Origin of the sequence: Streptomyces sp. NPDC017095 (assembly GCF_044332325.1) — a bacterium.
In the GTDB taxonomy this organism is placed as follows: Bacteria; Actinomycetota; Actinomycetes; order Streptomycetales; family Streptomycetaceae; genus Streptomyces.
This window is the reverse complement of record NZ_JBIROU010000004.1, coordinates 410,697-431,102: the sequence shown is the minus strand read 5'-3', so window position 1 is coordinate 431,102 and position 20,406 is coordinate 410,697. Positions and strand designations below refer to the sequence as shown.

General features: G+C 73.0%; 22 protein-coding genes and 1 pseudogene. 10 read left to right on the top strand and 13 right to left on the bottom strand.

Translation table 11 applies throughout. The annotated features are described in order from the left end of the window. Positions 1 to 14 precede the first annotated feature (14 nt). On the bottom strand, positions 15 to 881 hold the full coding sequence (locus ACH4OA_RS11150) for a GNAT family N-acetyltransferase (protein WP_397968761.1): 867 nt from the start codon (positions 879 to 881) through the stop codon (positions 15 to 17). Positions 882 to 969: 88 nt separating this feature from the next. Between ACH4OA_RS11150 and ACH4OA_RS11145 the strand changes: the two genes are divergently transcribed. The 3 genes from ACH4OA_RS11145 (at position 970) to ACH4OA_RS11135 (ending at position 2,699) form a co-directional block, all read left to right on the top strand. Then, on the top strand, positions 970 to 1,452 hold the full coding sequence (locus tag ACH4OA_RS11145) for a helix-turn-helix transcriptional regulator (RefSeq protein ID WP_365877333.1): 483 nt from the start codon (positions 970 to 972) through the stop codon (positions 1,450 to 1,452). 80 nt (positions 1,453 to 1,532) lie between these two features. After that, positions 1,533 to 2,243, top strand: a complete 711-nt coding sequence (locus ACH4OA_RS11140) for a hypothetical protein (protein ID WP_397968703.1) — start codon at positions 1,533 to 1,535, stop codon at positions 2,241 to 2,243. A gap of 102 nt (positions 2,244 to 2,345) precedes the next feature. Then, positions 2,346 to 2,699 carry a DUF2516 family protein gene (locus tag ACH4OA_RS11135; protein ID WP_365877337.1) on the top strand — a complete coding sequence of 118 codons (354 nt, stop codon included), beginning with the start codon at positions 2,346 to 2,348 and terminating at the stop codon, positions 2,697 to 2,699. A 52-nt stretch (positions 2,700 to 2,751) separates the two neighbouring features. On the opposite strand, the gene ACH4OA_RS11130 is transcribed toward ACH4OA_RS11135, so the two are convergent. The 3 genes from ACH4OA_RS11130 to ACH4OA_RS11120 all read right to left on the bottom strand — a co-directional run bounded on the left by ACH4OA_RS11130 (position 2,752) and on the right by ACH4OA_RS11120 (position 6,407). Next, positions 2,752 to 4,050 carry a PP2C family protein-serine/threonine phosphatase gene (locus tag ACH4OA_RS11130; RefSeq protein ID WP_397968701.1) on the bottom strand — a complete coding sequence of 433 codons (1,299 nt, stop codon included), beginning with the start codon at positions 4,048 to 4,050 and terminating at the stop codon, positions 2,752 to 2,754. Positions 4,051 to 4,340: 290 nt separating this feature from the next. Further along, positions 4,341 to 5,426, bottom strand: a complete 1,086-nt coding sequence (locus ACH4OA_RS11125; protein WP_397968699.1) for an NlpC/P60 family protein — start codon at positions 5,424 to 5,426, stop codon at positions 4,341 to 4,343. A gap of 186 nt (positions 5,427 to 5,612) precedes the next feature. Further along, positions 5,613 to 6,407, bottom strand: a complete 795-nt coding sequence (locus tag ACH4OA_RS11120; protein WP_397948981.1) for a class I SAM-dependent methyltransferase — start codon at positions 6,405 to 6,407, stop codon at positions 5,613 to 5,615. 177 nt (positions 6,408 to 6,584) lie between these two features. Between ACH4OA_RS11120 and mshA the strand changes: the two genes are divergently transcribed. Further along, positions 6,585 to 7,922: a D-inositol-3-phosphate glycosyltransferase gene (gene mshA, locus ACH4OA_RS11115; RefSeq protein WP_397968698.1), complete on the top strand. Its 1,338-nt coding sequence runs from the start codon at positions 6,585 to 6,587 to the stop codon at positions 7,920 to 7,922. Beyond that, positions 7,915 to 8,415 carry a YbjN domain-containing protein gene (locus ACH4OA_RS11110; protein ID WP_397942497.1) on the top strand — a complete coding sequence of 167 codons (501 nt, stop codon included), beginning with the start codon at positions 7,915 to 7,917 and terminating at the stop codon, positions 8,413 to 8,415. Before mshA ends, ACH4OA_RS11110 begins: the two co-directional genes overlap by 8 nt. A gap of 60 nt (positions 8,416 to 8,475) precedes the next feature. Here ACH4OA_RS11110 and ACH4OA_RS11105 read toward each other — a convergent pair whose 3' ends face one another. Then, positions 8,476 to 9,093, bottom strand: coding sequence for a hypothetical protein (locus tag ACH4OA_RS11105; RefSeq protein ID WP_397968696.1), 618 nt, complete (start codon positions 9,091 to 9,093; stop codon positions 8,476 to 8,478). Between the two features lie 61 nt (positions 9,094 to 9,154). Beyond that, the gene (locus tag ACH4OA_RS11100; protein ID WP_397942501.1) at positions 9,155 to 9,955 is read right to left on the bottom strand and encodes an AraC family ligand binding domain-containing protein; all 801 of its coding nucleotides are present in this window, start codon (positions 9,953 to 9,955) and stop codon (positions 9,155 to 9,157) included. A gap of 49 nt (positions 9,956 to 10,004) precedes the next feature. Between ACH4OA_RS11100 and ACH4OA_RS11095 the strand changes: the two genes are divergently transcribed. Beyond that, positions 10,005 to 10,430: a DUF2000 family protein gene (locus tag ACH4OA_RS11095; protein ID WP_397968695.1), complete on the top strand. Its 426-nt coding sequence runs from the start codon at positions 10,005 to 10,007 to the stop codon at positions 10,428 to 10,430. Between the two features lie 13 nt (positions 10,431 to 10,443). On the opposite strand, the gene ACH4OA_RS11090 is transcribed toward ACH4OA_RS11095, so the two are convergent. The 4 genes from ACH4OA_RS11090 to ACH4OA_RS11075 all read right to left on the bottom strand — a co-directional run bounded on the left by ACH4OA_RS11090 (position 10,444) and on the right by ACH4OA_RS11075 (position 16,062). After that, the gene (locus tag ACH4OA_RS11090) at positions 10,444 to 10,917 is read right to left on the bottom strand and encodes a carboxymuconolactone decarboxylase family protein (RefSeq protein WP_397968693.1); all 474 of its coding nucleotides are present in this window, start codon (positions 10,915 to 10,917) and stop codon (positions 10,444 to 10,446) included. 82 nt (positions 10,918 to 10,999) lie between these two features. Further along, positions 11,000 to 12,274 carry an MDR family MFS transporter gene (locus tag ACH4OA_RS11085; protein ID WP_397948988.1) on the bottom strand — a complete coding sequence of 425 codons (1,275 nt, stop codon included), beginning with the start codon at positions 12,272 to 12,274 and terminating at the stop codon, positions 11,000 to 11,002. 77 nt (positions 12,275 to 12,351) lie between these two features. Further along, positions 12,352 to 14,328 carry a stealth family protein gene (locus tag ACH4OA_RS11080; RefSeq protein ID WP_397968691.1) on the bottom strand — a complete coding sequence of 659 codons (1,977 nt, stop codon included), beginning with the start codon at positions 14,326 to 14,328 and terminating at the stop codon, positions 12,352 to 12,354. Positions 14,329 to 14,340: 12 nt separating this feature from the next. Beyond that, the gene (locus ACH4OA_RS11075) at positions 14,341 to 16,062 is read right to left on the bottom strand and encodes a stealth family protein (RefSeq protein WP_397968689.1); all 1,722 of its coding nucleotides are present in this window, start codon (positions 16,060 to 16,062) and stop codon (positions 14,341 to 14,343) included. A 192-nt stretch (positions 16,063 to 16,254) separates the two neighbouring features. Here ACH4OA_RS11075 and ACH4OA_RS11070 point away from each other — a divergent pair, with 192 nt between their 5' ends. Then, positions 16,255 to 17,016: a phosphoglyceromutase gene (locus ACH4OA_RS11070; protein WP_365881123.1), complete on the top strand. Its 762-nt coding sequence runs from the start codon at positions 16,255 to 16,257 to the stop codon at positions 17,014 to 17,016. Between the two features lie 106 nt (positions 17,017 to 17,122). On the opposite strand, the gene ACH4OA_RS11065 is transcribed toward ACH4OA_RS11070, so the two are convergent. Further along, positions 17,123 to 17,398: a ribosomal protein L7/L12 gene (locus ACH4OA_RS11065; RefSeq protein ID WP_397968687.1), complete on the bottom strand. Its 276-nt coding sequence runs from the start codon at positions 17,396 to 17,398 to the stop codon at positions 17,123 to 17,125. Between the two features lie 305 nt (positions 17,399 to 17,703). On the opposite strand from ACH4OA_RS11065, the gene ACH4OA_RS11060 reads away from it, so the two are divergent. Beyond that, a complete protein-coding gene (locus ACH4OA_RS11060) occupies positions 17,704 to 18,126 on the top strand; it encodes a hypothetical protein (protein WP_397968759.1) in 423 nt (140 codons plus the stop codon). On the opposite strand, the gene ACH4OA_RS11055 is transcribed toward ACH4OA_RS11060, so the two are convergent. Beyond that, positions 18,065 to 18,451: a transposase gene (locus ACH4OA_RS11055; protein WP_397968686.1), complete on the bottom strand. Its 387-nt coding sequence runs from the start codon at positions 18,449 to 18,451 to the stop codon at positions 18,065 to 18,067. The genes ACH4OA_RS11060 and ACH4OA_RS11055 overlap by 62 nt on opposite strands. A 248-nt stretch (positions 18,452 to 18,699) precedes the next feature. Beyond that, positions 18,700 to 18,819: pseudogene (locus ACH4OA_RS11050) on the bottom strand (transposase); the annotation flags it as partial. A gap of 452 nt (positions 18,820 to 19,271) precedes the next feature. On the opposite strand from ACH4OA_RS11050, the gene ACH4OA_RS11045 reads away from it, so the two are divergent. Both ACH4OA_RS11045 and ACH4OA_RS11040 read left to right on the top strand, forming a co-directional pair. Next, the gene (locus tag ACH4OA_RS11045) at positions 19,272 to 19,703 is read left to right on the top strand and encodes a winged helix-turn-helix domain-containing protein (RefSeq protein WP_397968757.1); all 432 of its coding nucleotides are present in this window, start codon (positions 19,272 to 19,274) and stop codon (positions 19,701 to 19,703) included. 41 nt (positions 19,704 to 19,744) lie between these two features. Beyond that, positions 19,745 to 20,272 (top strand): transposase, encoded by a 528-nt coding sequence (locus tag ACH4OA_RS11040; RefSeq protein WP_397968755.1) that lies wholly within the window; start codon positions 19,745 to 19,747, stop codon positions 20,270 to 20,272. Positions 20,273 to 20,406 lie beyond the last annotated feature (134 nt).

The window sequence follows — 20,406 nt, the reverse complement described above, 5'->3', positions numbered from 1 at the left end:
GTGCGGACCCGGGGCTACCCGGCGGTGAAGTCGTAGGCCGACCAGTCCGTGAGCGGGCGGTAGCCGAGGCGTTGGTAGAGGGCGTTGCTGGTGGGGTTGGACCGGTCCGCGAACAGCACGACGTCCCGCGCGCCCGCGGCCAGCGCGGCCCGGCTCACCTCCGCGGTCACGGCGGCCGCGTACCCCCGGCCGCGCAGCGGGGCCGGGGTGTAGACGACGTCCACCTGGATCTGGCCGCCGGTCAGCGGGTTCATGCCCGCCACGGAGACGGGCGTGCCGTCCGGGGTCTCCCAGAGCGTGTAGCGCTTGTCGGCGAAGCGCGTGCCGGACCAGGAGCGGGCGTCGATGCGGACGGCTTCCCCGACGGCCGCGGCGAACTCGCCGCACCAGCGCATGGTCTCCGCCAGGTCCCGCTCGCCCAGGACGCGGCTCCGGCCCGCCGGCGGCGGGTCCGGCGGGGTGAGCGTGCCGAGGCGGTACAGGCACAGCCGCGTGCCGCGGATCACCGGCGTCGCCCCGGTCCGCCGCCGCCAGGCCTCCGCGAAGGCGGTGGCGGTGGCATGGTCCGCGCTGACGGACGGCAGACGGTGCCCGAGGGCGGCCAGGCGCGCGGCCAGGGCGTCGGCCTGTCCGGGCGTGAGCGGGGTGGGGACCAGGGCGCGGGGCGGGAGGCGGTGGAAGGCGGCGCGGACCTCACCGCCGTACTCCAGCACGCCGAAGACGGGCGTCCCGGTGCCGAACGCCTCCGCCCCGCGGGCCCGCAGCCGCGCGGCCCAGGTCAGCGTCATGACGTGCCGGCCGGGCCGTGAGCGCAGGAAGTCCCCGGCGCGCGCGAGGAAGGCGTCGACGTCGTCGGTGAGGTGCCAGTCGTCCGGGCGCATGCCCCATGACTGCCCCCCGCGCCACGCCATGACACACTCTTGCAAGCAGGTGCTTGCAATTGTTAGCGAACGGGAGCAAGGTGGAGTCATGGCATCGCTGAACGTCGGCAATCTCGGTGAGTACCTGCGCGAGCAGCGGCGCACCGCGCAGCTGTCGTTGCGGCAGCTCGCCGACGCCGCCGGGGTGTCGAACCCCTACCTGAGCCAGATCGAGCGCGGGCTGCGCAAGCCCAGCGCGGAGGTGCTCCAGCAGGTCGCCAAGGCGCTGCGCATCTCCGCCGAGACGCTGTACGTCCGCGCGGGCATCCTCGACGCCGAGCGGGGCCGGGACGAGGTCGGCACGCGTGCCGTCATCCTCGCCGATCCCTCGCTCAGCGAACGGCAGAAGCAGGTGCTGCTCCAGATCTACGAATCCTTCCGCAAGGAGAACGGATTCGGGACCGGCGAGCCCGCCGCGGGCGGGGAGGACGGGGCGGGCGCCACGGCCGAGGGGACCGGGGGCCGCGGGGCCGGCGCAGGCGATGCCGCCGGAAGTGACACGGATGCCGGTCCACGGCGGACGGCCGGATAACGCCGGACCAGGGCTGAAGGACGCCCGCCGCGGACCACAGACCCAGCCGAACGCGAATCCGATCCGGGAGGATCCCCACCATGGCCATCACCGACGACCTGCGCAAGACCTTCAGCGACCCGACCCCGCTCTACTTCGCCGCCGGCACCGCCGATCTGGCGCTCCAGCAGGCCAGGAAGGTGCCGGCCCTGGTCGAGCAGCTGCGCACCGAGGCCCCGGCGCGCATCGAGGCCGTGCGCAACACCGACCCGAAGGCCGTGCAGGAGAAGGCCGCCGCCCGCGCCAAGGAGGCGCAGGAGACCCTGCAGACCAAGGTCAGCGAGTTCATCGGCGCCCTGGACGTCAAGAAGCTGGGCGAGACCGCCCAGGACTTCGCCCTGCGCGGGGTCGGCGTGGCCGCCGAGTACGCCGTCAAGGCCCGTGAGACCTACGAGAAGGTCGCCGAGCACGGCGAGCAGGCCGTGAAGACCTGGCGCGGCGAGGCGGCCGAGGAGATCGAGGAGCTGGCGATCGTCGTCGAGGGCCAGCCCGAGCCGGCCGGCACCGCGTCCGGACCGGCGGAGACCGGGACCGGACCGGCCGAGACCAAGCCGGAGCCGGTCGCGGTCACGCCGGCCGAGGCCAAGCCGGAGCCGGCCGAGGTCAAGCCCGAGCCGGCCGGCGTCAAGGACGACGCGACCGGGCCCGCGGCGGCCGGCGAGCCCGCCGCGGCGGACAAGCCCGCGGCGAAGAAGACGCCGGCCGCCCGCAAGCCCACCACCCCGAAGAAGGCCACTCCGTCGGCCGACTGACCGCCGGGCGACGGCACGAGCGCGGGCCGGGCACCTTCGCAGTGCCCGGCCCGTTGTGCGGGTACGGTGGCGGCGTAGCAGGGACCGGCAGATCAACGGGCGGTGGGCAGCATGCTGATGTTGGGCTTCGCGGGCTTCTTGGGCATCTTGAAGATCGTCCTGATGGCCCTGGCCGCGTTCGGGCTGTTCGACGCCGTGTTCCGGCGCGAGGACGCCTTCCGCGCGGCCGACAAGCAGAACAAGGTCTTCTGGCTGATCATCCTCGGCATCGCGCTCGTCGTCAGCTATCTGTTCTCGCTGCTGTCCATCCTGCCGATCGCCGGCGCGGTCGCCAGCATCGTCTACCTCGTGGACGTGCGTCCCGCGCTCCGGCAGGTCGGCGGCGGCCGGGGCTGGGGCCGCCGCCGCGGCAGCAGCAGCGACGGTCCGTACGGGCCGTACAACGGCGGCCGCTAGCGCGGACGGCCCGGAAGCCGGAAGAAGGCGCGGGCGGGCGCGGGCGGGTGCCCTACGCCGTCCGGTCCAGCAGCACCACGGCCACGTCGTCCGTCAGCTCGCCGCCGTTGAGCTGGCGCACCTCGTGCACCGCGGCCCGCAGCAGTTCCTCGCCGCGCAGCCCCTCGGCGAGCTGCCGGCTGATCATCTCGACCATGCCGTCCTGTCCGAGCCGCTCCCCGTCCGCACCGATCCGGCCCTCGATCAGGCCGTCGGTGTAGAGCATCAGGCTCCACTCGGCGCCCAGCTCGACCTGGGTCCGGGGCCAGCGGGCGCCGGGCAGCAGGCCCAGGGCCGGGCCGTTGTTGTCGTAGGGCAGCAGCCGCGGCGGCCGGCCGGGGCGGGCGATCAGCGGGGCCGGATGGCCGGCCAGGCACAGCCCGGCCCGGCGGCCGTCGGGCGCGATGTCCACCGTGCACAGCGTCGCGAAGATCTCCTCGTCGGCGCGCTCGTGTTCCAGCACCTGCTGGAGGGTGTTCAGCAGCTCGTCCCCGCACAGCCCGGCCAGGGTCAGCGCCCGCCAGGCGATGCGCAGCTCGACGCCGAGCGCGGCCTCGTCCGGGCCGTGCCCGCAGACGTCGCCGATCATGGCGTGCACGGTGCCGTCCGGGGTGCGGACGGCGTCGTAGAAGTCGCCGCCGAGCAGGGCCCGGGAGCGGCCCGGCCGGTAGCGGGCGGCGAACCGCAGCGCGGAGCCGTCCAGCAGCGGCGTGGGCAGCAGACCGCGCTCCAGCCGGCGGTTCTCCTGCGCGCGCAGCCTGCCCTCGGCGAGCCGTCGCTCGGCGGTGTCGGAGCGCTTGCGCTCCACCGCGTAGCGGATGGCGCGGCTGAGCAGCCGGCCGTCCAGCTCGTCCCGGAACAGATAGTCCTGCGCGCCCACCCGCACGGCCTCGGCGCCGCGCTCGGCGTCGGTGGAGGCGGTCAGCGCGAGCACGGCGTGCCGGGGCGCGAGCCGCAGGACGTGCCGCAGCACGGCCAGCTCGTCGCCGGTGTCGCCGCCGCCCGGGGCCGGCAGGGCCAGGTCCAGCAGGATGCAGTGGACGTCGTCGGTGAGCAGCCGCTCGGCCTCGGTGAGGTTGCGGGCGGTGCGGACGCGGATCGGCTTGCCGGCCGAGTCCAGCAGATCGGGCACGATCGGCGAGCCGGCCGGGTCGTCCTCGATCAGCAGCAGGGTGAGAGTGGCGCCGGTGCCCTGTGCGGGCGCGGCGTCGCGGTGGGCCTCGACCTTGAGGAGGCCGCCGGCGGGGGCGGCCTGCGCCTGACCACTCTCCACGGCCGGGATCGCTCTCTGCCGCGGTACGGGTACGGGCATCGTCTTGGGTTCCTTCCCTCCCCCCGAGGGCACGGCGGCGTCGAGGGGTCTCGACCCACCGACGGGTGACCATAGCGGCTGTGGCCGCCCCGGTGGAATGGTGTGAGCCGCGTCGCTCCGGCGCCCGCCGCTGTCATATGCCCTGTTCGGCGCCGCAGTTGCGCGGCGGACCGGCCCGGCGGGGATGACGAAGCTCACGCCCCGGGCGGCGGGGGCCGGGGCGGGTCGTGCGGTGGGTCACATGACGTACGTCACCGGACACCCGGCCGTCCGGGGCGCCGTGCCGGGCCTCACGCGTCCGGGCGTACGACGCCCAGGATCGGCATCGAGCCGGCGCCCGCGACCGTCACCGTGCGGCCGGGGCGCGGGGCGTGGATGATCCTGCCGTCGCCTATGTACAGCGCCACATGGCTGGCGTCGGCGAAGTAGACGACGAGGTCGCCGGGGCGCATGTCCGCGACGTCGACGTGCCGGAGCTGCTTCCACTGCTCCTGCGAGGTGCGCGGGACGGCGTGTCCGGCCGCCTCCCAGGCCTGCGAGGTCAGGCCCGAGCAGTCGAAGGAGTCCGGGCCCTCGGCGCCCCACACGTACGGCTTGCCGAGCTGCGCGGTGGCGAACCGCACGGCCTTCTCGCCGCGCGTGGAGGCCTGCCCGGGGCTGTCCTTGAGGACGCCGGTGTCCAGCCAGGCGGTCTGCGCCTTCCGCGCGGCCTCCCGCTCCAGCTGCTCCAGCCGCTCCTTCTCCTTCTTCTCCAGCCGGGAGCGGAGTTTCTCGGCCGCGTCGATCTGCTGCTCGATCTTCTTCTTGGCGGCGGCCTCGGCCCTGCGCCGGCTCTCCAGCCTCTTGCCCTGCGCCGCGGCGTCGTCGGCGTACTGCCGCAACTCCCGCTGGGTGCGGGCCATGTCGCTCATCAGCCCGGTGGCCGCCCGCTGGCCCTGGAGCATCCGGCCGGCGCCGTCCAGGAACCGGCCCGGGTCGTCGCTGAGCAGGAACTGGGCGGAGGAGGACAGGCCGCCGGTGCGGTACTGGTCCCGGGCCGTCGCGCCCGCCTGGTCGGTGAGCCGGTCCAGCCGCCGCTGACCCTGGTCGATCCTCCTGGTCAGCTCCGCGATCTCGGCGGACTGCCTCTTGGCCTTCTCCTCGGCCGCGTTGTAGGCGTCGGTGGCCACGGCCGCGTCGTGGTAGAGCTTGTCCAGCTTGGCCCGGACCTTCTCGAGTTCGCTGTCCGGCAGGGGAGTCCGGGCCGGCCCGGCGGTCGCCTCCGGCGCGGGCGGGGGAGCGGGAGCCGCGAACGCCGTGCCCGGGGCCGCCAGCACGGTCACCGCGCACACCACGGTCAGGGCGGCCGTGAGCAGGCCGCGCTTGCCCGAACCCATACCTGTTCCCCCCAACTGATTGACCGTCAGTAACTTACGGTCGCCTGAGGGATCGTGCCACGCCCGCGCGCAAAACGACAGAGGCCGCCTGGGACCGGATGCCGTGTACGGCGCTCCCCCCACCGGTGTGACGTGCGGCGGGCCCGCGGCGTTCCCGCGCCGCGCGCCCGGCCGGGCGGCGGACGGTCAGCGCACCGGCGCCAACGCCGTCCAGGCCACGGTCACTTCGCCCTGCCGCCAGCGGACCGGGCCGTCCGTCACCGGCCAGTCGGCCGTCAGGTCCCGCACCGCGCGCAGCCAGCGCTGGCGGGCGCCGTAGGAGGCGTAGGGCGCGGCGGCGGCCCAGGCCCGGTCGAAGTCACGGAGGAAGGCGTGCACCGGCTCGCCCGGCACATTGCGGTGGATCAGCGCCTTCGGCAGGCGCTCGGCGAGATCGGAGGGGCGCTCCAGCGAGCCCAGCCGGGTGGCGAAGGTGACCGTGCGGGGGCCCTCGGGGCCGAGCGCCACCCACACGTGCCGGCGGCCGATCTCGTCACAGGTGCCCTCCACCAGCAGCCCGTCCGGCGCGAGCCGCGCGCACAGCTGCCGCCACACCGGGGCGACCTCGGCCTCGTCGTACTGGCGCAGCACGTTCGCCGCGCGGATCAGCAGCGGGCGCCCGGGCACCGGCACCTCGAAGCCGCCGTGCCGGAAGACCAGGCCGTCGCGCTCGTACGGCCGGGCCGCCGCGACCCGGGCCGGCTCGATCTCGACGCCGACCACGCGGGTGCCGGGCGCCGCCGCGCGCAGCCGGGCCAGCAGCTCCACGGCGGTCCAGGGCGCGGCGCCGTACCCCAGGTCGACGGCGACGGGCTCGTCCGCGCGCCGCAGCGCGGCGCCGTGCGTGGCCGCGATCCAGCGGTCCATGCGGCGCAGCCGGTTCGGGTTGGTCGTCCCGCGCGTCACCGTTCCCACGGGGCGGGTCGCTGCGCGGGCTGTCATGCCTACGAGGGTAAAGCGCCTCGTACGCCACTCCGTGTCGAACGGTTGACCGATAATGGGTAACGATTCGACAAAGTCGCTTGATCGGGAAATGGGCGGGCACTCGCTCGCTGTTGTCCTCCTTCGGAGGGCGGGCGGTCCCTCCGCAGGCAGTCCGGCGGCAAGGAGGAGCGCCACGTGAGCCAGTACGTCAGCAGGCTCGGGCGACGCTCCCCGGCGGCCGCCTCCCGGCTCAGGCTGTCCCGCAGGCCCCGGCGGATCGCCATGCTCTCCGTGCACACCTCCCCGCTCCACCAGCCCGGCACCGGCGACGCGGGCGGCATGAACGTCTACATCGTGGAGCTGGCCCAGCGGCTGGCCGAGATCGACATCGAGGTCGAGATCTTCACCCGGGCCACGGCCGGCGGTCTGCCCGCGGTCGTCGAGCTGGCCCCCGGCGTCCTCGTCCGGCACGTCGACGCGGGCCCCTACGAGGGCCTGGCCAAGGAGGAGCTGCCCGCCCAGCTCTGCGCCTTCACCCACGGCGTGATGCAGGCGTGGGCCGGCCACCGCCCCGGCCACTACGACCTCGTCCACTCCCACTACTGGCTCTCCGGGCACGTCGGCTGGCTCGCCGCCCAGCGCTGGGGCGTGCCCCTGGTGCACGCCATGCACACCATGGCCAAGGTCAAGAACGCCAGCCTGGCCGAGGGCGACTCGCCCGAGCCCGCCGCCCGGGTCATCGGCGAGACCCAGATCGTCGCCGCCGCCGACCGGCTCATCGCCAACACCGCCGAGGAGGCCGCCGACCTCGTCCGGCACTACGCGGCCGACCCCGGGAAGGTCGCCGTGGTCCACCCCGGCGTCAACCTGCGCCGCTTCCGCCCCGCCGACGGCCGGGCCGCCGCCCGCGCCCGCCTCGGCCTCCCGCAGGACGCGCTGATCCCGCTCTTCGCGGGCCGCATACAGCCGCTGAAGGCGCCGGACATCCTGCTGCGCGCCGTCGCCGTCCTGCTGGAGCGGCGCCCCGAGCTGCGCTCCCGCCTCCTCGTCCCGGTCGTCGGCGGCCCCAGCGGCAGCGGGCTCGCCAAGCCCGAGGGCCTGCAGAAGCTGGCGGCCCGGCTGGGCATCGCGGACGTGGTGCGGTTCCGGCCGCCGGTCGGGCAGGAGCAGCTTGCGGACTGGTTCCGGGCCGCGTCCGTCCTCGTCATGCCGTCGTACAGCGAGTCCTTCGGTCTGGTCGCCATCGAGGCGCAGGCGGCCGGCACGCCCGTGCTCGCGGCCTCGGTCGGCGGCCTGCCGGTGGCCGTGCGGGACGGCGAGACCGGCTTCCTCGTCCAGGGCCACGACCCGGCCGACTACGCGAACGTGCTGCGCCGCTTCGCCGACGCGCCGGACCTGCCGGCGCGCATGGGCCGGGCCGCCGCCCGGCACGCCCAGTCCTTCGGCTGGGACACGGCCGCCGCCGCCACCGCCGACGTGTACCTGGCCGCGACCCAGTCCCACCGCCGTCGCGTACGCTCCCACCATGGGTGAGGTCGAGAAGGCGGGACAGGTCCTGGAGGGCGTCTTCAAGGACACGGAGCTGGAGTGGGAGAGTCCCGAGCCCGGGAACTACGTCGTCAGACTTCCCGGCACGCACAAGCTGTCCACCACGGTCTCCTTCCTCGTCGGCCGCCACTCGCTGTCGCTGAACGCCTTCGTCGTCCGCCACCCCGACGAGAACGAGGCGGGCGTCCACCGCTGGCTGCTGGAGCGCAACCTCAAGCTGTACGGCGTGAGTTACGCCGTGGACCGGCTCGGCGACGTCTACGTCACCGCCCGCCTGCCGCTGGCCGCGGTCACCCCGGACGGCGTCGACCACCTCCTCGGCCAGGTCCTGGAGGCGTCGGACGGCGCCTTCAACACCCTGCTGGAGCTGGGCTTCGCCTCCTCGATCCGCAAGGAGCACGCCTGGCGGGTGTCCCGGGGCGAGTCCACGCGGAACCTGGAAGCGTTCCGTCACCTGATCGAGCGCCCGGCGGACTGAGGCGGGTCCGCCGGGGACTCGGGGCGGGCCCGGCCGGACCCGGGGCAGGTCCGGCGGGCCTCAGGACGGGTCCGGACGGGGCGTTGCGGTCCCGGCGCCGTGATCCAGTTCGTCGGCGAACGCCCGCAGGGCATCGGCCAGTTCCTTCTTGGTCGGCAACTGGTCGACCTTCTTGTCCAGCTCCGTGATGCGCCGGTTCAGTTCCTCCAGGCCGGCCGTCCCGGTGGGCTCGGCCGAGGGCCCGGGGTCGTCCGGGTCGGTGCCGCCGTCGGCACCCACGCTGCCGCCGCCGTCGGTGAGGCCGCCGCTGCTGCCGGAACCGGCGACGGAACCGCCGTCCGCGCCGCCCGTGTCGCCCGCGGCCGTGCCGCCGTCGGACGTGCCGCCGTAGAACAGGCCGCCGTCGTCCGCCGTGCCGCCGTCCGAGGTGCCGCCGCCGTCCGTGGTGCCGACGGACGTGCCCCCGGCGTCCGTGTCCGGCGGGACGGTGGCCGCGACGCCGCGCTCGTGGCGGGGAGCGCCGTCCGAGGGTGCCGCGAGCGCCACGCCGACGCCGACGGCGACCAGGGCCGCGGCGCCCGCCACGGCGGCCCCGAGGCGTCGGAACGGCAGCGCGCGGGAGGGGCGGGAGGCATCGCGGGGAGCCTGCGGGTCCGGTGTTCTCCGTGTGTCGTCCATGGGCGGAGGCTAACCAGCGGTCACCGGCGGACGGGCGGCTTCCGCCGGACCGGTACGCGGTTCAGCGGGAGCCGCCGCGGTAGCGGCCCGGGGTGACGCCGACCAGTTTCCGGAAGTGCCGGGTGAGATGGGCCTGGTCGTAGAACCCGGTGACCTGCGCGACCTCGCCCGGCGGCACCCCGTCGAGCAGCAGCCGCCGGGCCCGTCCGACCCGCCGGGACATCAAGTACTGGTGCGGCGCGATGCCGTACGCGCCGCTGAACGCCCGGACCAGGTGCGCCGGATGGGCGTGCAGCACCCGCGCGGCCTCCTCCAGCGAGAGGCCGGCGACGACCCGGGCGTCCAGCAACTCCCGCAGCGCGCGGGCGAGTACCGGGTCCCGGAACCGGCGCGGTGCGCCGGCGCGCGGCCGCAGGTGGCGGCGCAGCCGCTCGGCGACCAGCGTCAGCCTGCTCTCCGCCTCCAGTTCGTCACCGGGCCGGGCGAGGGCGGAGTGCAGCCGGGCGACGCGGGTCCGCAGTACCGGGTCCCGCAGATCGGGGCGGTCCACGGCCGGACCGATCAGCTCCTGGCCGAGCCGGCTGCCGTCGAGGTACACCACCCGCTTGCGGAAACCGCCCGGCGTGGCCGGTGAGCCGTTGTGCGGGACGTGCGGCGGCAGCAGCGACACGGTGTCGTGCGGGGTGCCGTGCTCGTGCCGGTCCAGGTCGTACCGCACGGCCCCGTCGTCCACGATCAGCAGCGTCCACGCGTCGTGGACGTGCATCGGATAGGCGTACTCGGTGAAGCGGGCGTGGAAGACCTCGGTGACGCCCGGCACCCCGGGACGCCACGCGGTGACGTGGTCCTGCACGGCGGCCATGCAAAAAACGTACAAGACCCGGCCGCGTCCCGCGGGGGAGTCTCGCTCCATGAACACGCAACCCCTCCGCTTCGACACGAAGATCGCCGTACTGCTGCGGGCGGACCTGGAGTCATGGCAGCGCCTGAACGTCACCGCCTTCCTGGTCAGCGGCCTGGGCAGCCGGGTGCCGGAGCTTGTCGGCGAGCCCTACGAAGACGCGGACGGGGTGGGATACCTGCCGATGTTCCGCCAGCCGGTGCTGGTCTTCGAGGGCGGCGAGAAGACCTTGAGGACGGCCCACGGCAGGGCGCTGGACCGCGCCCTGCCGTGTGCGGTGTTCACGTCCGGCCTGTTCGCCACGGGCAACGACCGCGACAACCGCGCGGCGGTCCGCGCCGTCCCGACGGCCGGCCTGGACCTGGTGGGACTGGCGGTGTACGGCCCGCGCAACGCCGTGGACAAGACGGTGAAGGGCGCGCGGATGCACCCGTGAGGCCGTGCCCGGTTCAGCCGAACATGCCGGGCACGTAGTCGCCGGCGGGCTGCCGGACGATCACGTTGACGCGGTTGTAGGCGTTGATGACGGCGATCAGGCCGATCAGGGCGGTGAGCTGCTCCTCGTCGTAGTGCTCGGCGGCCTTCGCCCACACCTCGTCGCTGACGCCGCCGGCCGCGTCGGCGATGCGGGTGGCCTGTTCCGTCAGCTCCAGGGCGGCCCGCTCGGCCGCGGTGAACACGGTGGCCTCGCGCCAGGCCGCCACCAGGTGCAGCCGGGTGGCGCTCTCGCCGGCCGCCGTGGCGTCCTTGGTGTGCATGTCGGTGCAGAAGCCGCAGCCGTTGATCTGGCTGGCGCGGATCTTCACCAGCTCCTGCGTGGCGGCCGGCAGCGCGGAGCCGGCGACGGCCTTGCCGGCCGCGGTCAGGTGCGTGAACACCTTGCTGGCCAGGGGGCTGGCGAAGAGGTTGAGCCGGGCGTCCATGGGGTCCTCCTGGGGTGCGAGTGCCGACACCTCACTGACGGACGGGCCCCGGGAACCGTGACACGGACGGACGTGACCCGTGTCACTCGGCGGCCCCGGCGGCCTGCACGGCCTTCGCCGTAACCCCCGGCTCCCTCTCCGCCGTGGCCCCGGCCGGCCCTTCCGGCGGCAGGCGGCGCATGAGGACGCCGTAGCCGAGGCCAGCCGCCGTGCCCACCGCCGCGCACATGCCCCACAGCCAGCCCGCGCCGAGCCGGTCGATGACCGCGCCCGACATCAGCGGGGCGATCAGCGCGGCGAGGGACCAGGAGAGGGTGTAGACGCCCTGGTAGCGGCCCCGGCCGTGGACCGGCGAGAGGCGGACGACCAGGCCGGTCTGGGTCGGGGCGTTGACGATCTCGGCGAGCGTCCACACGCACACGGTCAGCATGAAGACACCGACCGACCCGGCGAAGACGGTGAGCCCGAAGCCGTACCCGGCCAGCAGCGAGGAGACGACCAGCAGGGTACGCGGATCGCGGTGCTCGACGAGCCGGGTGACCGGGATCTGGAGGGCGACGATCAGGACGCCGTTGACGGCGATGGCCAGGCCGTAGTCGGCGGGGGAGAACCCGGCCCGGCCCATGGCCACCGGAAGCCCGACCGAGCCCTGCTGGAAGACCAGCGCGACCAGGAAGGACAGCCCGACGACGGCCATGTACCGCCCGTCCCGCAGCACCGTGCCGAGACCCACCCGGGCCTGCTCCTGCCGGGCCGCGGGCGCGGGCCGCGACTCGGGCAGCCGGGCGAAGACGACGACCGCGCAGGCCAGGGTCATCCCGGCCTCGATCAGGAACCCGGCGCGATAGCTGACCTCGGCGATGAACCCGGCCGCCGTGGAGGAGACGGCGAAACCGAGGTTGATCGCCCAGTAGTTGAGGGAGAAGGCGCGAACCCGGTCCTCGGGACGGACGATGTCGGCCATCATCGCCTGCACGGCCGGCCGGGAGGCGTTGGACGCCATGCCGACGACGAAGGCCACGGCGGCGATGGAGACCGGATCCGTCACGAAGCCGAGCAGCGCCACGGAGGCCGCGGTGGCGGTCTGCGCGACGAGCAGCGTGGGCCGCCTGCCGAGCCGGTCGGCCATCACCCCGCCGCCCAGCGAGGAGACGACCCCGCCGAGCCCGTGCAGGGAGGCGACGAGACCGGCGTACGAGGCGGAGTAGCCGCGGTCCAGCGTCAGATAGAGCGCCATGAACGTGGCGACGAAGGCGCCCAGCCGGTTGATCAGGGTGCTGAGCCACAGCCACCAGAACGCCCGGGGCAGCCCGGAGACGGACTCCCGGACGGCACGTCTGACACGGGCTGGCGACATCGAGGATCCCCCACGTCTGTAAGCGGCACTGGCGGTGACCACAACTTACAAATGGGGGGATCGGCTCCGCCACTCGATTAACAGGCCGCGTCAATCCGCCCGCGGCGCGTGCGGCGCCGGGACACCGCGTGCGGCACGGCCGGGTACGAGGCACCGCGCGCCGCCCGCTCGAACCGGCTCGGGAACGGGAACTTCCGGTCCAGGAAGGCACGGATCGCCTTCTGGGCCGCCGCCCGGTCCGCCGGGTCGGTGTCCACGTCGTTGAGGCAGAAGAAGTCCACGTCCTCGCCGGCCGCGAGGCGGGCCAGCCGGCGCCGCATGTCCGGGGTGCCGAGCTGGACGTACCGGAAGAGGTAGTCCGCCGGCACACCGCGGCCGGTCGCGATCGCCCAGTGGTGGTGGAGCGTGGACGCCGGGGCGACATCGGAGGTGGAGCGGAAGCGCGAGTACGCCGTGCGTTCCAGCTCCTCGATGCCGAGGCTCTCCATCTCCCGCATCACGGACATCAGTTGCGGGTGCGGGGTGTGCAGCGACTTGTGCGTGGGGTACCGGCCGTGGAAGCGCCGGATCACCTCGCGGGCGTTCTTCCCGGCCGAGTTCGGCGCCGGCTCCAGCGGATGCGGGTCGCCGACACCCAGCTTGAGCGGGGACAGCGGGATGCGGGCGATGCCGTTGCCGTGGAAGAAGCGTTCGGGGCCCACCGGGCGGTTGATGAAGACGTCGTCGTTGAAGTAGAGGTAGTGCTCCGACAGGCCCGGTATGTGGTGCAGCCGGCTCTCGATCGCGTGCGAGTTGAACACGGGCAGCGCGTCGGCCGGGAGGATGTCCCGGTGGTCGATCACGGTCAGGCCCGCCGCCTCCGGGTCCAGCCAGGACGGCGTCTGGGAGTCGGTCACCAGATAGACGTGCCGGATGAAACCGGCGTACATCTCCAGCGACCGCAGCGCGTACCGCAGTTCGTCATGGCTGGTGTAGCGGGAGGCGCCGATCTCGCGCGCCGCGATGACGTTGTCGGACAGCGCCTGGTGGGACCGGCGCTTCACGGCCATCGCCGGGTCCTCGCCGTCGACCCAGGTGTACACCGCGTCCACCGGGAAGCACACCTGGTCGATCCCGGGCTCGGCGAACGCCGGGAACGTCGGCACGGCACGCCGCGGCGCACCCGCCCCGGCCGCCCGCGGCACGCCCGGCTGCCCCGCACCCGGTACGTCCGGCATCCCCGCCAGACCCGCGAACTGCCCCGGCAACGCGTCGAGATACCGCCCGGCCACGGCCGCGGGACCCTGCTCCGCCGGCCCCGTCACCGTCGCCGCGGCCTGCCCGGCCGCCGTGGCGCCCTGCTGCCAGGTCGCCGCCGGCAGCACCTCGGAGACGGCGTTGCGGCGCGGCGCGACCAGCGCCGGGCCGAAGTCGTCCTGCAACCGGGTGCCCGGCACCGTCAGATGCCCGGGGTCGGCGCCCAGGTCCCGGCCGTAGCGCCAGAACTCGATGTCGCACCCGGCCTCCAGCCCGCCGAGCACCTGCCCGCCGGGCCCCAGCCGCACCACCCCGGTGCGCAGCACCGGCGCCGCGCGCAGCGCCCGCGGCAGCCGCCCGTCGGCCCACAGCACCGCCCGCGTCACGGCCCCGTCCGGGCCGACCGCGCCGACGTACTCGGCACCGCGGGCGAAGTGCTGCCGGGCGCGGGCGAGGACGGCGCCCCGGTGGGACTCCGCCACGCCGACCACCGGCCGCGGCAGCCCGGGCCCCTGCTCGGCGGGGACCAGGAAGTAGGGCGCGCCGGCCGCCTCCAGCAGGGCGCACACCTGCTCCAGGTCGGCGGCGGCGGCCTCCGCGGCGGTGTACCGGCTGACCGTACGCCCGTACAGCCGCACCGGCCCGTGCCCGGTCCGGCGCAGCCCCGGGACCGCGGCGCGCAGCCGGCGCCGGGCCGGGGCCACGCGCAGCGCCCACAGCCGGGCCGCCAGCCACAGCCGCAGCCGCGGCAGGAGGTCCCGGACGGCCCGCAGGCCGGGCGGCGGCGTCGCGAAACGCTGACGGATGTCCATGGCCATGGGCGCGGCCCGTCAGCTCTGCTCGAAGGAGGCGGCGGACGGCCCCTGCTTCTCGAACGGGCTCGGGAAGGGGAAGTAGTTCTCCAGGAACTCGTGCATCCGGACGCTGACCTGCTCGCGCTCCTCCGGCGGCACGTCGACGTCGTTGAGGCAGAAGAAGTCGAACCGGCGGTTGCGGCGCAGGTCGGCCAGGCGCCGCTCGGCGTCCGGCCGGCTGATGTTCACGTACCGGAAGCTGAACTTGCCGGGCACGCCCTGGCCGGTCATCAGCGCGTACTGGTACAGCAGCGGGGCCGTCATGGCGATGTCCTGCGGCGAGCGGAACCGGGACTCCGTGGTGCGCCGGATGTCCGCCGCGAACAGCTCCTCCAGCGCCTGGAGCGTGCCGCGCTGCTGCGGCAGCGGGGTGTGCATGAAGTTGTTCGTGGTCATCCGCCCGAACTTCTCCAGCAGCAGCCGCCGCACGTTCTTGCTGGCGGAGTTGGTCGCGGTCTCCTCGGCGTGCGGCTTGCCGACACCGATCTTCAGCGGGGAGACCGGGATCTTCATCAGACCGCTGCCGAAGAAGAAGTGCTCCGGGGTGACCCGGCGGCCGACGAAGACGTCGTCGTTGAAGTACAGGTAGTGCTCCGACAGGCCCGGTATGTGGTGCAGCCGGGTCTCGATCGCGTGCGAGTTGAAGACCGGCAGCGCCTCCTCCGGGAAGATGTCGCGGTGGTCCACGACCGTGATCCCGGGGGCGCTGTCGTCGAGCCAGTGCGGCTTCTGGCCGTCGGTGACGATGTAGATGTGCCGGATGAAGTCGGCGTACATCGCCAGCGAGCGCAGCGAGTACTTCAGCTCGTCGTGGCTGGTGTAGCGGGAGGCGTTGGTCTCCTTGTCCAGGATCTCGGCCATGCCGTGCTCCTGGTAGCGGGCCCGCTTGGCCCGCATCGCCGGCTCCTCGCCGTCCACCCACGTGTAGACGACGTCCACCGGGAACGTGACGCGGTTCACGGTGGGCAGCGTCAGCGGGCCGAAGCTGGGCAGCTCCCGCTCGCCGACCCGCACGGTGACCGGGGTCTGCTCGCTCACCGGCAGCACGTCGGTGATCCCGTTGTTACGGGGCGCGACGAGCGACTCGGCGAAGACGTCGGCAGACGCCTGCGGCTGCACCTTGGCCAGCCGCCGGGGGCCGTCGTCGGAGGCCAGCAGCGCGCCGCCGTCCTCCCAGAACTCCACGTCACAGGCCAGCTCCGGGCCGGCGAGCAGCTGCCCGGCCGGGCCCAGGTGGTTCTCGCCGATCCGCAGCACGGGTGCCGTGTGCAGTGCGGCGGGCAGCACGCCGTCCAGGAACAGGGCCGCGTGCTTGAGCTGGCCGCCGGCCACGGGCCGGCCGATGAAGACGGCCGTACCGGCGTTCCGGGCCTCCAGCGCGGTCAGGAACCGCTCCCGGTCGACGGCGTTCACCCCGACCGTGTAGCGGGTGCGGGAGGAGACCAGGAAGTACGGGATGCCTTCCTGCTCCAGCGCCTGCACCACGATGTCCAGGTTGGCCGCGGCCGCCCCGGCCGCGGTGAACCCGTCCACGATCCGGCCGTAGAACTGCTGGCCCCGGACCGCCACCGGCCGGAGTTCGGGATCCGTCACCGCGGCCTTGCGGCGTCGCCGCAGGGTACGCAGCTGCCACACGCGCTCGGCGGCCTTCCGCTCGACTCGCGGTCGTATCCGCCGCGCAAAGGAACGCACGGTCACGTTCTGTACTCCTCTTCCTGACCCCTCTACCTTCCCGGACGATATCCAGACGCACGAATGTGGCGAAAGGTTGTAGAGGAATTAACCGGAACTTGGGGGAGGGCGCAGCCTACCCGAAGCACCCCCCGGCCCGGCGTGCCCCGGCACCCGTCCGCGTCCCGCCCCGGGCGCCCCTTAGGTAGGCTCGACGCCATGGCCGACGCACCGTACAAGCTGATCCTCCTCCGCCACGGCGAGAGCGAGTGGAACGCGAAGAACCTGTTCACCGGCTGGGTGGACGTGAACCTGAACGAGAAGGGCGAGAAGGAGGCAGTCCGCGGCGGCGAGCTGTTGAAGGACGCCGGTCTCCTGCCCGACGTGGTCCACACGTCCCTCCAGAAGCGCGCGATCCGCACGGCCCAGCTGGCGCTGGAGGCCGCGGACCGCCACTGGATCCCGGTCCACCGCTCCTGGCGCCTGAACGAGCGGCACTACGGCGCCCTCCAGGGCAAGGACAAGGCGGCGACCCTCGCCGAGTTCGGCGAGGAGCAGTTCATGCTCTGGCGCCGCTCGTACGACACCCCGCCGCCGCCGCTGTCGGACGACTCCGAGTTCTCCCAGGCCCACGACGCCCGCTACGCGACGATCCCGCCGGAGATCCGCCCGCGGACGGAGTGCCTCAAGGACGTCGTCTTCCGCATGCTCCCCTACTGGTACGACGCGATCGTCCCCGACCTGCTGACCGGCCGCACGGTCCTGGTCGCCGCCCACGGCAACAGCCTGCGCGCCCTGGTCAAGCACCTGGACGGCATCTCCGACGCCGACATCGCGGGCCTGAACATCCCGACGGGCATCCCGCTCGCCTACGACCTGGACGCCGACTTCCGCCCGCTCACCCCGGGCGGCACCTACCTCGACCCGGACGCGGCGGCAGCGGCGATCGAGGCGGTCAAGAACCAGGGGAAGAAGAAGTAAGCCCGGCCGGCTTGTGAGCCCTCTCCTTGCGGATCGCTCCGCGGGGAGGGGGCCTTCTCTTGCCCTGGGTCGTCTATGGGCCGTCAGCAGGTTGATCGGGCCGTGCTCAGTGCTTCAGGAAGTCAGGCTCCGGTTGTTCTCGCGCCTCTGCCCGGGCTCCCACATCGCGGAGGGCCGAGACGGCTGCCGCTGCGTCTTCCTGGGGCACGCCGACGAGAATGACGGCGGGAACCTGCGTCGCCAGATCCTTGCTACGCCAGAGGCTCAGCCCTGTCAGCCGACGCACGACCTGGACAACGTCCATCACGCGGACACCAGGATCGGTGAGCACCACGTAATGGGGCACGTCGTCGCACACCAGCAAGAAGTACTCGTCTGCCATTGCTCCCCCCCCGGGCCCCGCCCCGGCTCGGAGCGTACGAGCCCTCAACCGTCATGTCGCTTCGTTTTCGGCAGCGGCGAAGCGAGCGGCTACGGCCTTGCGGGTTCGCTCTGGGTCGGACGGTTGGACGGAATGAGGTGCGCGTATACCCGGAGGTGACACCAGGGTCCGCGTGGCCGAGGTACGCGGCGAGGGCTGGTGTTCTCTCCCACTCCGGGAGCATCGAGGCGGGCCGTAGAAGCCGCAGAGGGCATGCATGCCGTTCTGACGCGACTCGGCGTAACATCCGTCGGCTTCCGCTCGGGATCACACGGGCCGAGACGAGGACGTGCTTCCACACCACCTCGTTCAGCGACGAGCAGTATCTGGAAGCGCTGGCCGAGGAGGAGGCGCCCTCCGTGGCCGTCGTATCGCAGAGGAAGCCGGTGGGTCCGCGCCGGGCGGTGCCCCACTGCAAGGACGCGGTCGGGATCGAGGTGTTGTCGATGGACTACCAGGCGTTGATGGCCGCTGGTGCTGAGGCGGGAGCCGGTGGGCTCGGTGCCCGGCGTGCGGCGGTGGTGCTGGGCTGGGACAGCGCCTCCGATTCCCGTGTCGAGGGAGCGCGGGCCCGGCTGAAGCGGCTGGTGGAATGCGGCTGGCTGGTTGAGGAGAAGCCGGGCAAGTTCACGCTGCCTGCGCCGGGGCAGGACGCTGCTGGTGTCGGGCGGCCAGGCGACGGCTCATGAGCATGGTCATCGACCACAGGATGACGGTCTCGCTGGTGTCGGTGCGCCGCTCGTAATCACGGACCAGGTGCCGGCTGCGCAGGAGCCAGGCGAAGGATCTTTCGACGGCCCAGCGGCGGGGCAGGACCTGAAAACCTTGGACGTCGTCGCTGCGGCGGACGATGTCGAGGACGAGTCCGAGGCGCTGGGTGGTCCAGTCAGTGAGGTAGCCGGTGTAACCGCCGTCGGCCCAGACCCGCGCCAGCCACCGGAAGCGCTTTTTCGCTGCGGGCAGCAGGAGCCGGGCGGCGTCCCGGTCGGTCGTGGATGCCGGCGTGACCAGCACGTCCAGCAGGAGTCCGAGGGTGTCGGTGAGCAGGTGGCGCTTGCGCCGTTGATCTTCTTCCCGGCGTCGAAACCCCGCGAGACATGGGCGCCGGTGGCGTCCGCCTTCACCGACTGCGAGTCCACGACCGCCGCACTCGGCTCCAAGGACCGGCCCTCAGCACCGCGGACGGCCTCGCGCAACCGGTTGTGCAGCTCAGCCACCAGCCCCGTATCCCGCCAGCAGGCGAAGAAGGCATACACCCGCGGCCAGGGCGGAAAGTCGGACGGCATCGCCCGCCACTTGATGCCGTTGTCGACGAGGTAGCGCACCGCGTCGATCATCTGCCGGTGGCAGTAGCCCTCCAGCCTGCCGCCGCGGCCCGCCATCCAGCCCGGAACCGGCAGCAGGTCCCGCACCAGTGCCCACTCGGCATCGTTCATGTCCGAGCCATACCGGGGTCGGTGATCTGCTCGGTCGGCCGCGTTACCGAACCGATGAGCGAGACAGTCACACCCACGAGTGGACGAACTGGACCCGGCAACCGCGACCACGCGACACTTCGACAACAGGGCCTCTTGCTTCTCGCTGGGCTCGACAACCGCGAGCTACCAAGAGGCCCTTCTTCCCTGCACGCGGACCGGCCAACTCACCCGAACCAGGACGCTGTTCGAGCGCCATCGACCACACGAGCGGATAGAGCACAGCCAGTTACTGAGGTTGAACTCATGGTGTCGTAGGGGCTGACGGTTGGCCGTCCGCTGGAGTATCACCGGTGCACGCGGTATCCACAGGGGGCGGACTGACCGCCGAACGGCAGCAGTTTCGCGATGGGTTACGGCTGAAGGCGGCTGAGAGGTTCGCCCGGCGTGAGGCGAGCTCGGCGATCGCCAGAGACCTGCGGGTCAGCGTCCGGTCGGTGCAGCGGTGGCGGCGATTGTGGGACGAGGGCGGTCCGCGGGCTCTGCGGTCGCAGGGGCCGGCGTCGCTGCCGAAGCTGAGCGAGAAGCAGTTCGCCCAGCTGGAGGCGGAGCTGGCCAAGGGGGCGGCCGCGCACGGCTGGGAAGACCAGCGCTGGACCCTGAGCTGTGTGAAGACGGTGATCGGCCGGCGCTTCCACCTGGCCTACACCATCCAGGGGGTGCGCAAGCTGCTGGTGCGTAACGGCTGGTCCTGCCAGGTCCCGGCCCGACGGGCGATGGAGCGGGACGACGAGGCGGTGGCCCGGTGGGTCAAGGAGGTGTGGCCCTGCGCGGAAGACTCGCGGCGGTGAGTGGAGCCTGGCTGGTCTTCGAGGACGAAGCTGAATTCTCCATGACGCCGCCGCAGGCGAAGACCTGGTCGCAACGCGGTCGGACCCCGGTGGTGCGGGTCCGTGGCCGTTCCCGCAGACGGATATCCATTGCCGCGCTGACCTGCTACAAACCCGGCCGCCGGTCGCGTCTGATCTACCGGCCTCGCCGGGACGACGGCCGCCGCGACGGACGCAAGAGCTTCTCCTGGCGCGACTACCGCGATCTGCTGATCGCCGCCCACCAGCAGCTCGGCGGACCGATCGTGCTCGTCTGGGACAACCTGAACGTGCACAAGGCCGCCGGCCTCCGAGAGTTCGCCGAAGCCCGGGACTGGCTCACCATCTACTACCTGCCGCCCTACACACCCGACCTCAACCCCGTGGAAGGGATCTGGTCCCTGCTGCGGCGCGGCTGGCTCTCCAACTTCGCCTTCAGTACCCCCGAACACCTCGTCCAGTGCATCCGACGCGGTCTGAGACACATTCAGTACCGCAGCGACCTTATCGACGGATGCCTTGCCGAGACCGGCCTGACCATCAACCCCTGACCTCAGGCGACACCACGAGTTCAACCTCAGTAGGCAGCCACTTTGGCGCGAGCCTTGCAGATCACGGCCCCAACGTCGTGCTTTAGCGGGCAGGTCCACAGACTGCCCGACGCGCCGGAAGATTACGGGGCCAT

Coding starts and splice junctions, on each gene's coding strand:
- ACH4OA_RS11150 (WP_397968761.1), bottom strand. CDS start 881: ATGCGCCCGGACGACTGGCACCTCACCGACGACGTCGACGCCTTCCTC.
- ACH4OA_RS11145 (WP_365877333.1), top strand. CDS start 970: ATGGCATCGCTGAACGTCGGCAATCTCGGTGAGTACCTGCGCGAGCAG.
- ACH4OA_RS11140 (WP_397968703.1), top strand. CDS start 1,533: ATGGCCATCACCGACGACCTGCGCAAGACCTTCAGCGACCCGACCCCG.
- ACH4OA_RS11130 (WP_397968701.1), bottom strand. CDS start 4,050: ATGCCCGTACCCGTACCGCGGCAGAGAGCGATCCCGGCCGTGGAGAGT.
- ACH4OA_RS11125 (WP_397968699.1), bottom strand. CDS start 5,426: ATGGGTTCGGGCAAGCGCGGCCTGCTCACGGCCGCCCTGACCGTGGTG.
- ACH4OA_RS11120 (WP_397948981.1), bottom strand. CDS start 6,407: ATGACAGCCCGCGCAGCGACCCGCCCCGTGGGAACGGTGACGCGCGGG.
- ACH4OA_RS11110 (WP_397942497.1), top strand. CDS start 7,915: ATGGGTGAGGTCGAGAAGGCGGGACAGGTCCTGGAGGGCGTCTTCAAG.
- ACH4OA_RS11105 (WP_397968696.1), bottom strand. CDS start 9,093: ATGGACGACACACGGAGAACACCGGACCCGCAGGCTCCCCGCGATGCC.
- ACH4OA_RS11100 (WP_397942501.1), bottom strand. CDS start 9,955: ATGGCCGCCGTGCAGGACCACGTCACCGCGTGGCGTCCCGGGGTGCCG.
- ACH4OA_RS11095 (WP_397968695.1), top strand. CDS start 10,005: ATGAACACGCAACCCCTCCGCTTCGACACGAAGATCGCCGTACTGCTG.
- ACH4OA_RS11090 (WP_397968693.1), bottom strand. CDS start 10,917: ATGGACGCCCGGCTCAACCTCTTCGCCAGCCCCCTGGCCAGCAAGGTG.
- ACH4OA_RS11085 (WP_397948988.1), bottom strand. CDS start 12,274: ATGTCGCCAGCCCGTGTCAGACGTGCCGTCCGGGAGTCCGTCTCCGGG.
- ACH4OA_RS11080 (WP_397968691.1), bottom strand. CDS start 14,328: ATGGCCATGGACATCCGTCAGCGTTTCGCGACGCCGCCGCCCGGCCTG.
- ACH4OA_RS11070 (WP_365881123.1), top strand. CDS start 16,255: ATGGCCGACGCACCGTACAAGCTGATCCTCCTCCGCCACGGCGAGAGC.
- ACH4OA_RS11065 (WP_397968687.1), bottom strand. CDS start 17,398: ATGGCAGACGAGTACTTCTTGCTGGTGTGCGACGACGTGCCCCATTAC.
- ACH4OA_RS11040 (WP_397968755.1), top strand. CDS start 19,745: ATGACGCCGCCGCAGGCGAAGACCTGGTCGCAACGCGGTCGGACCCCG.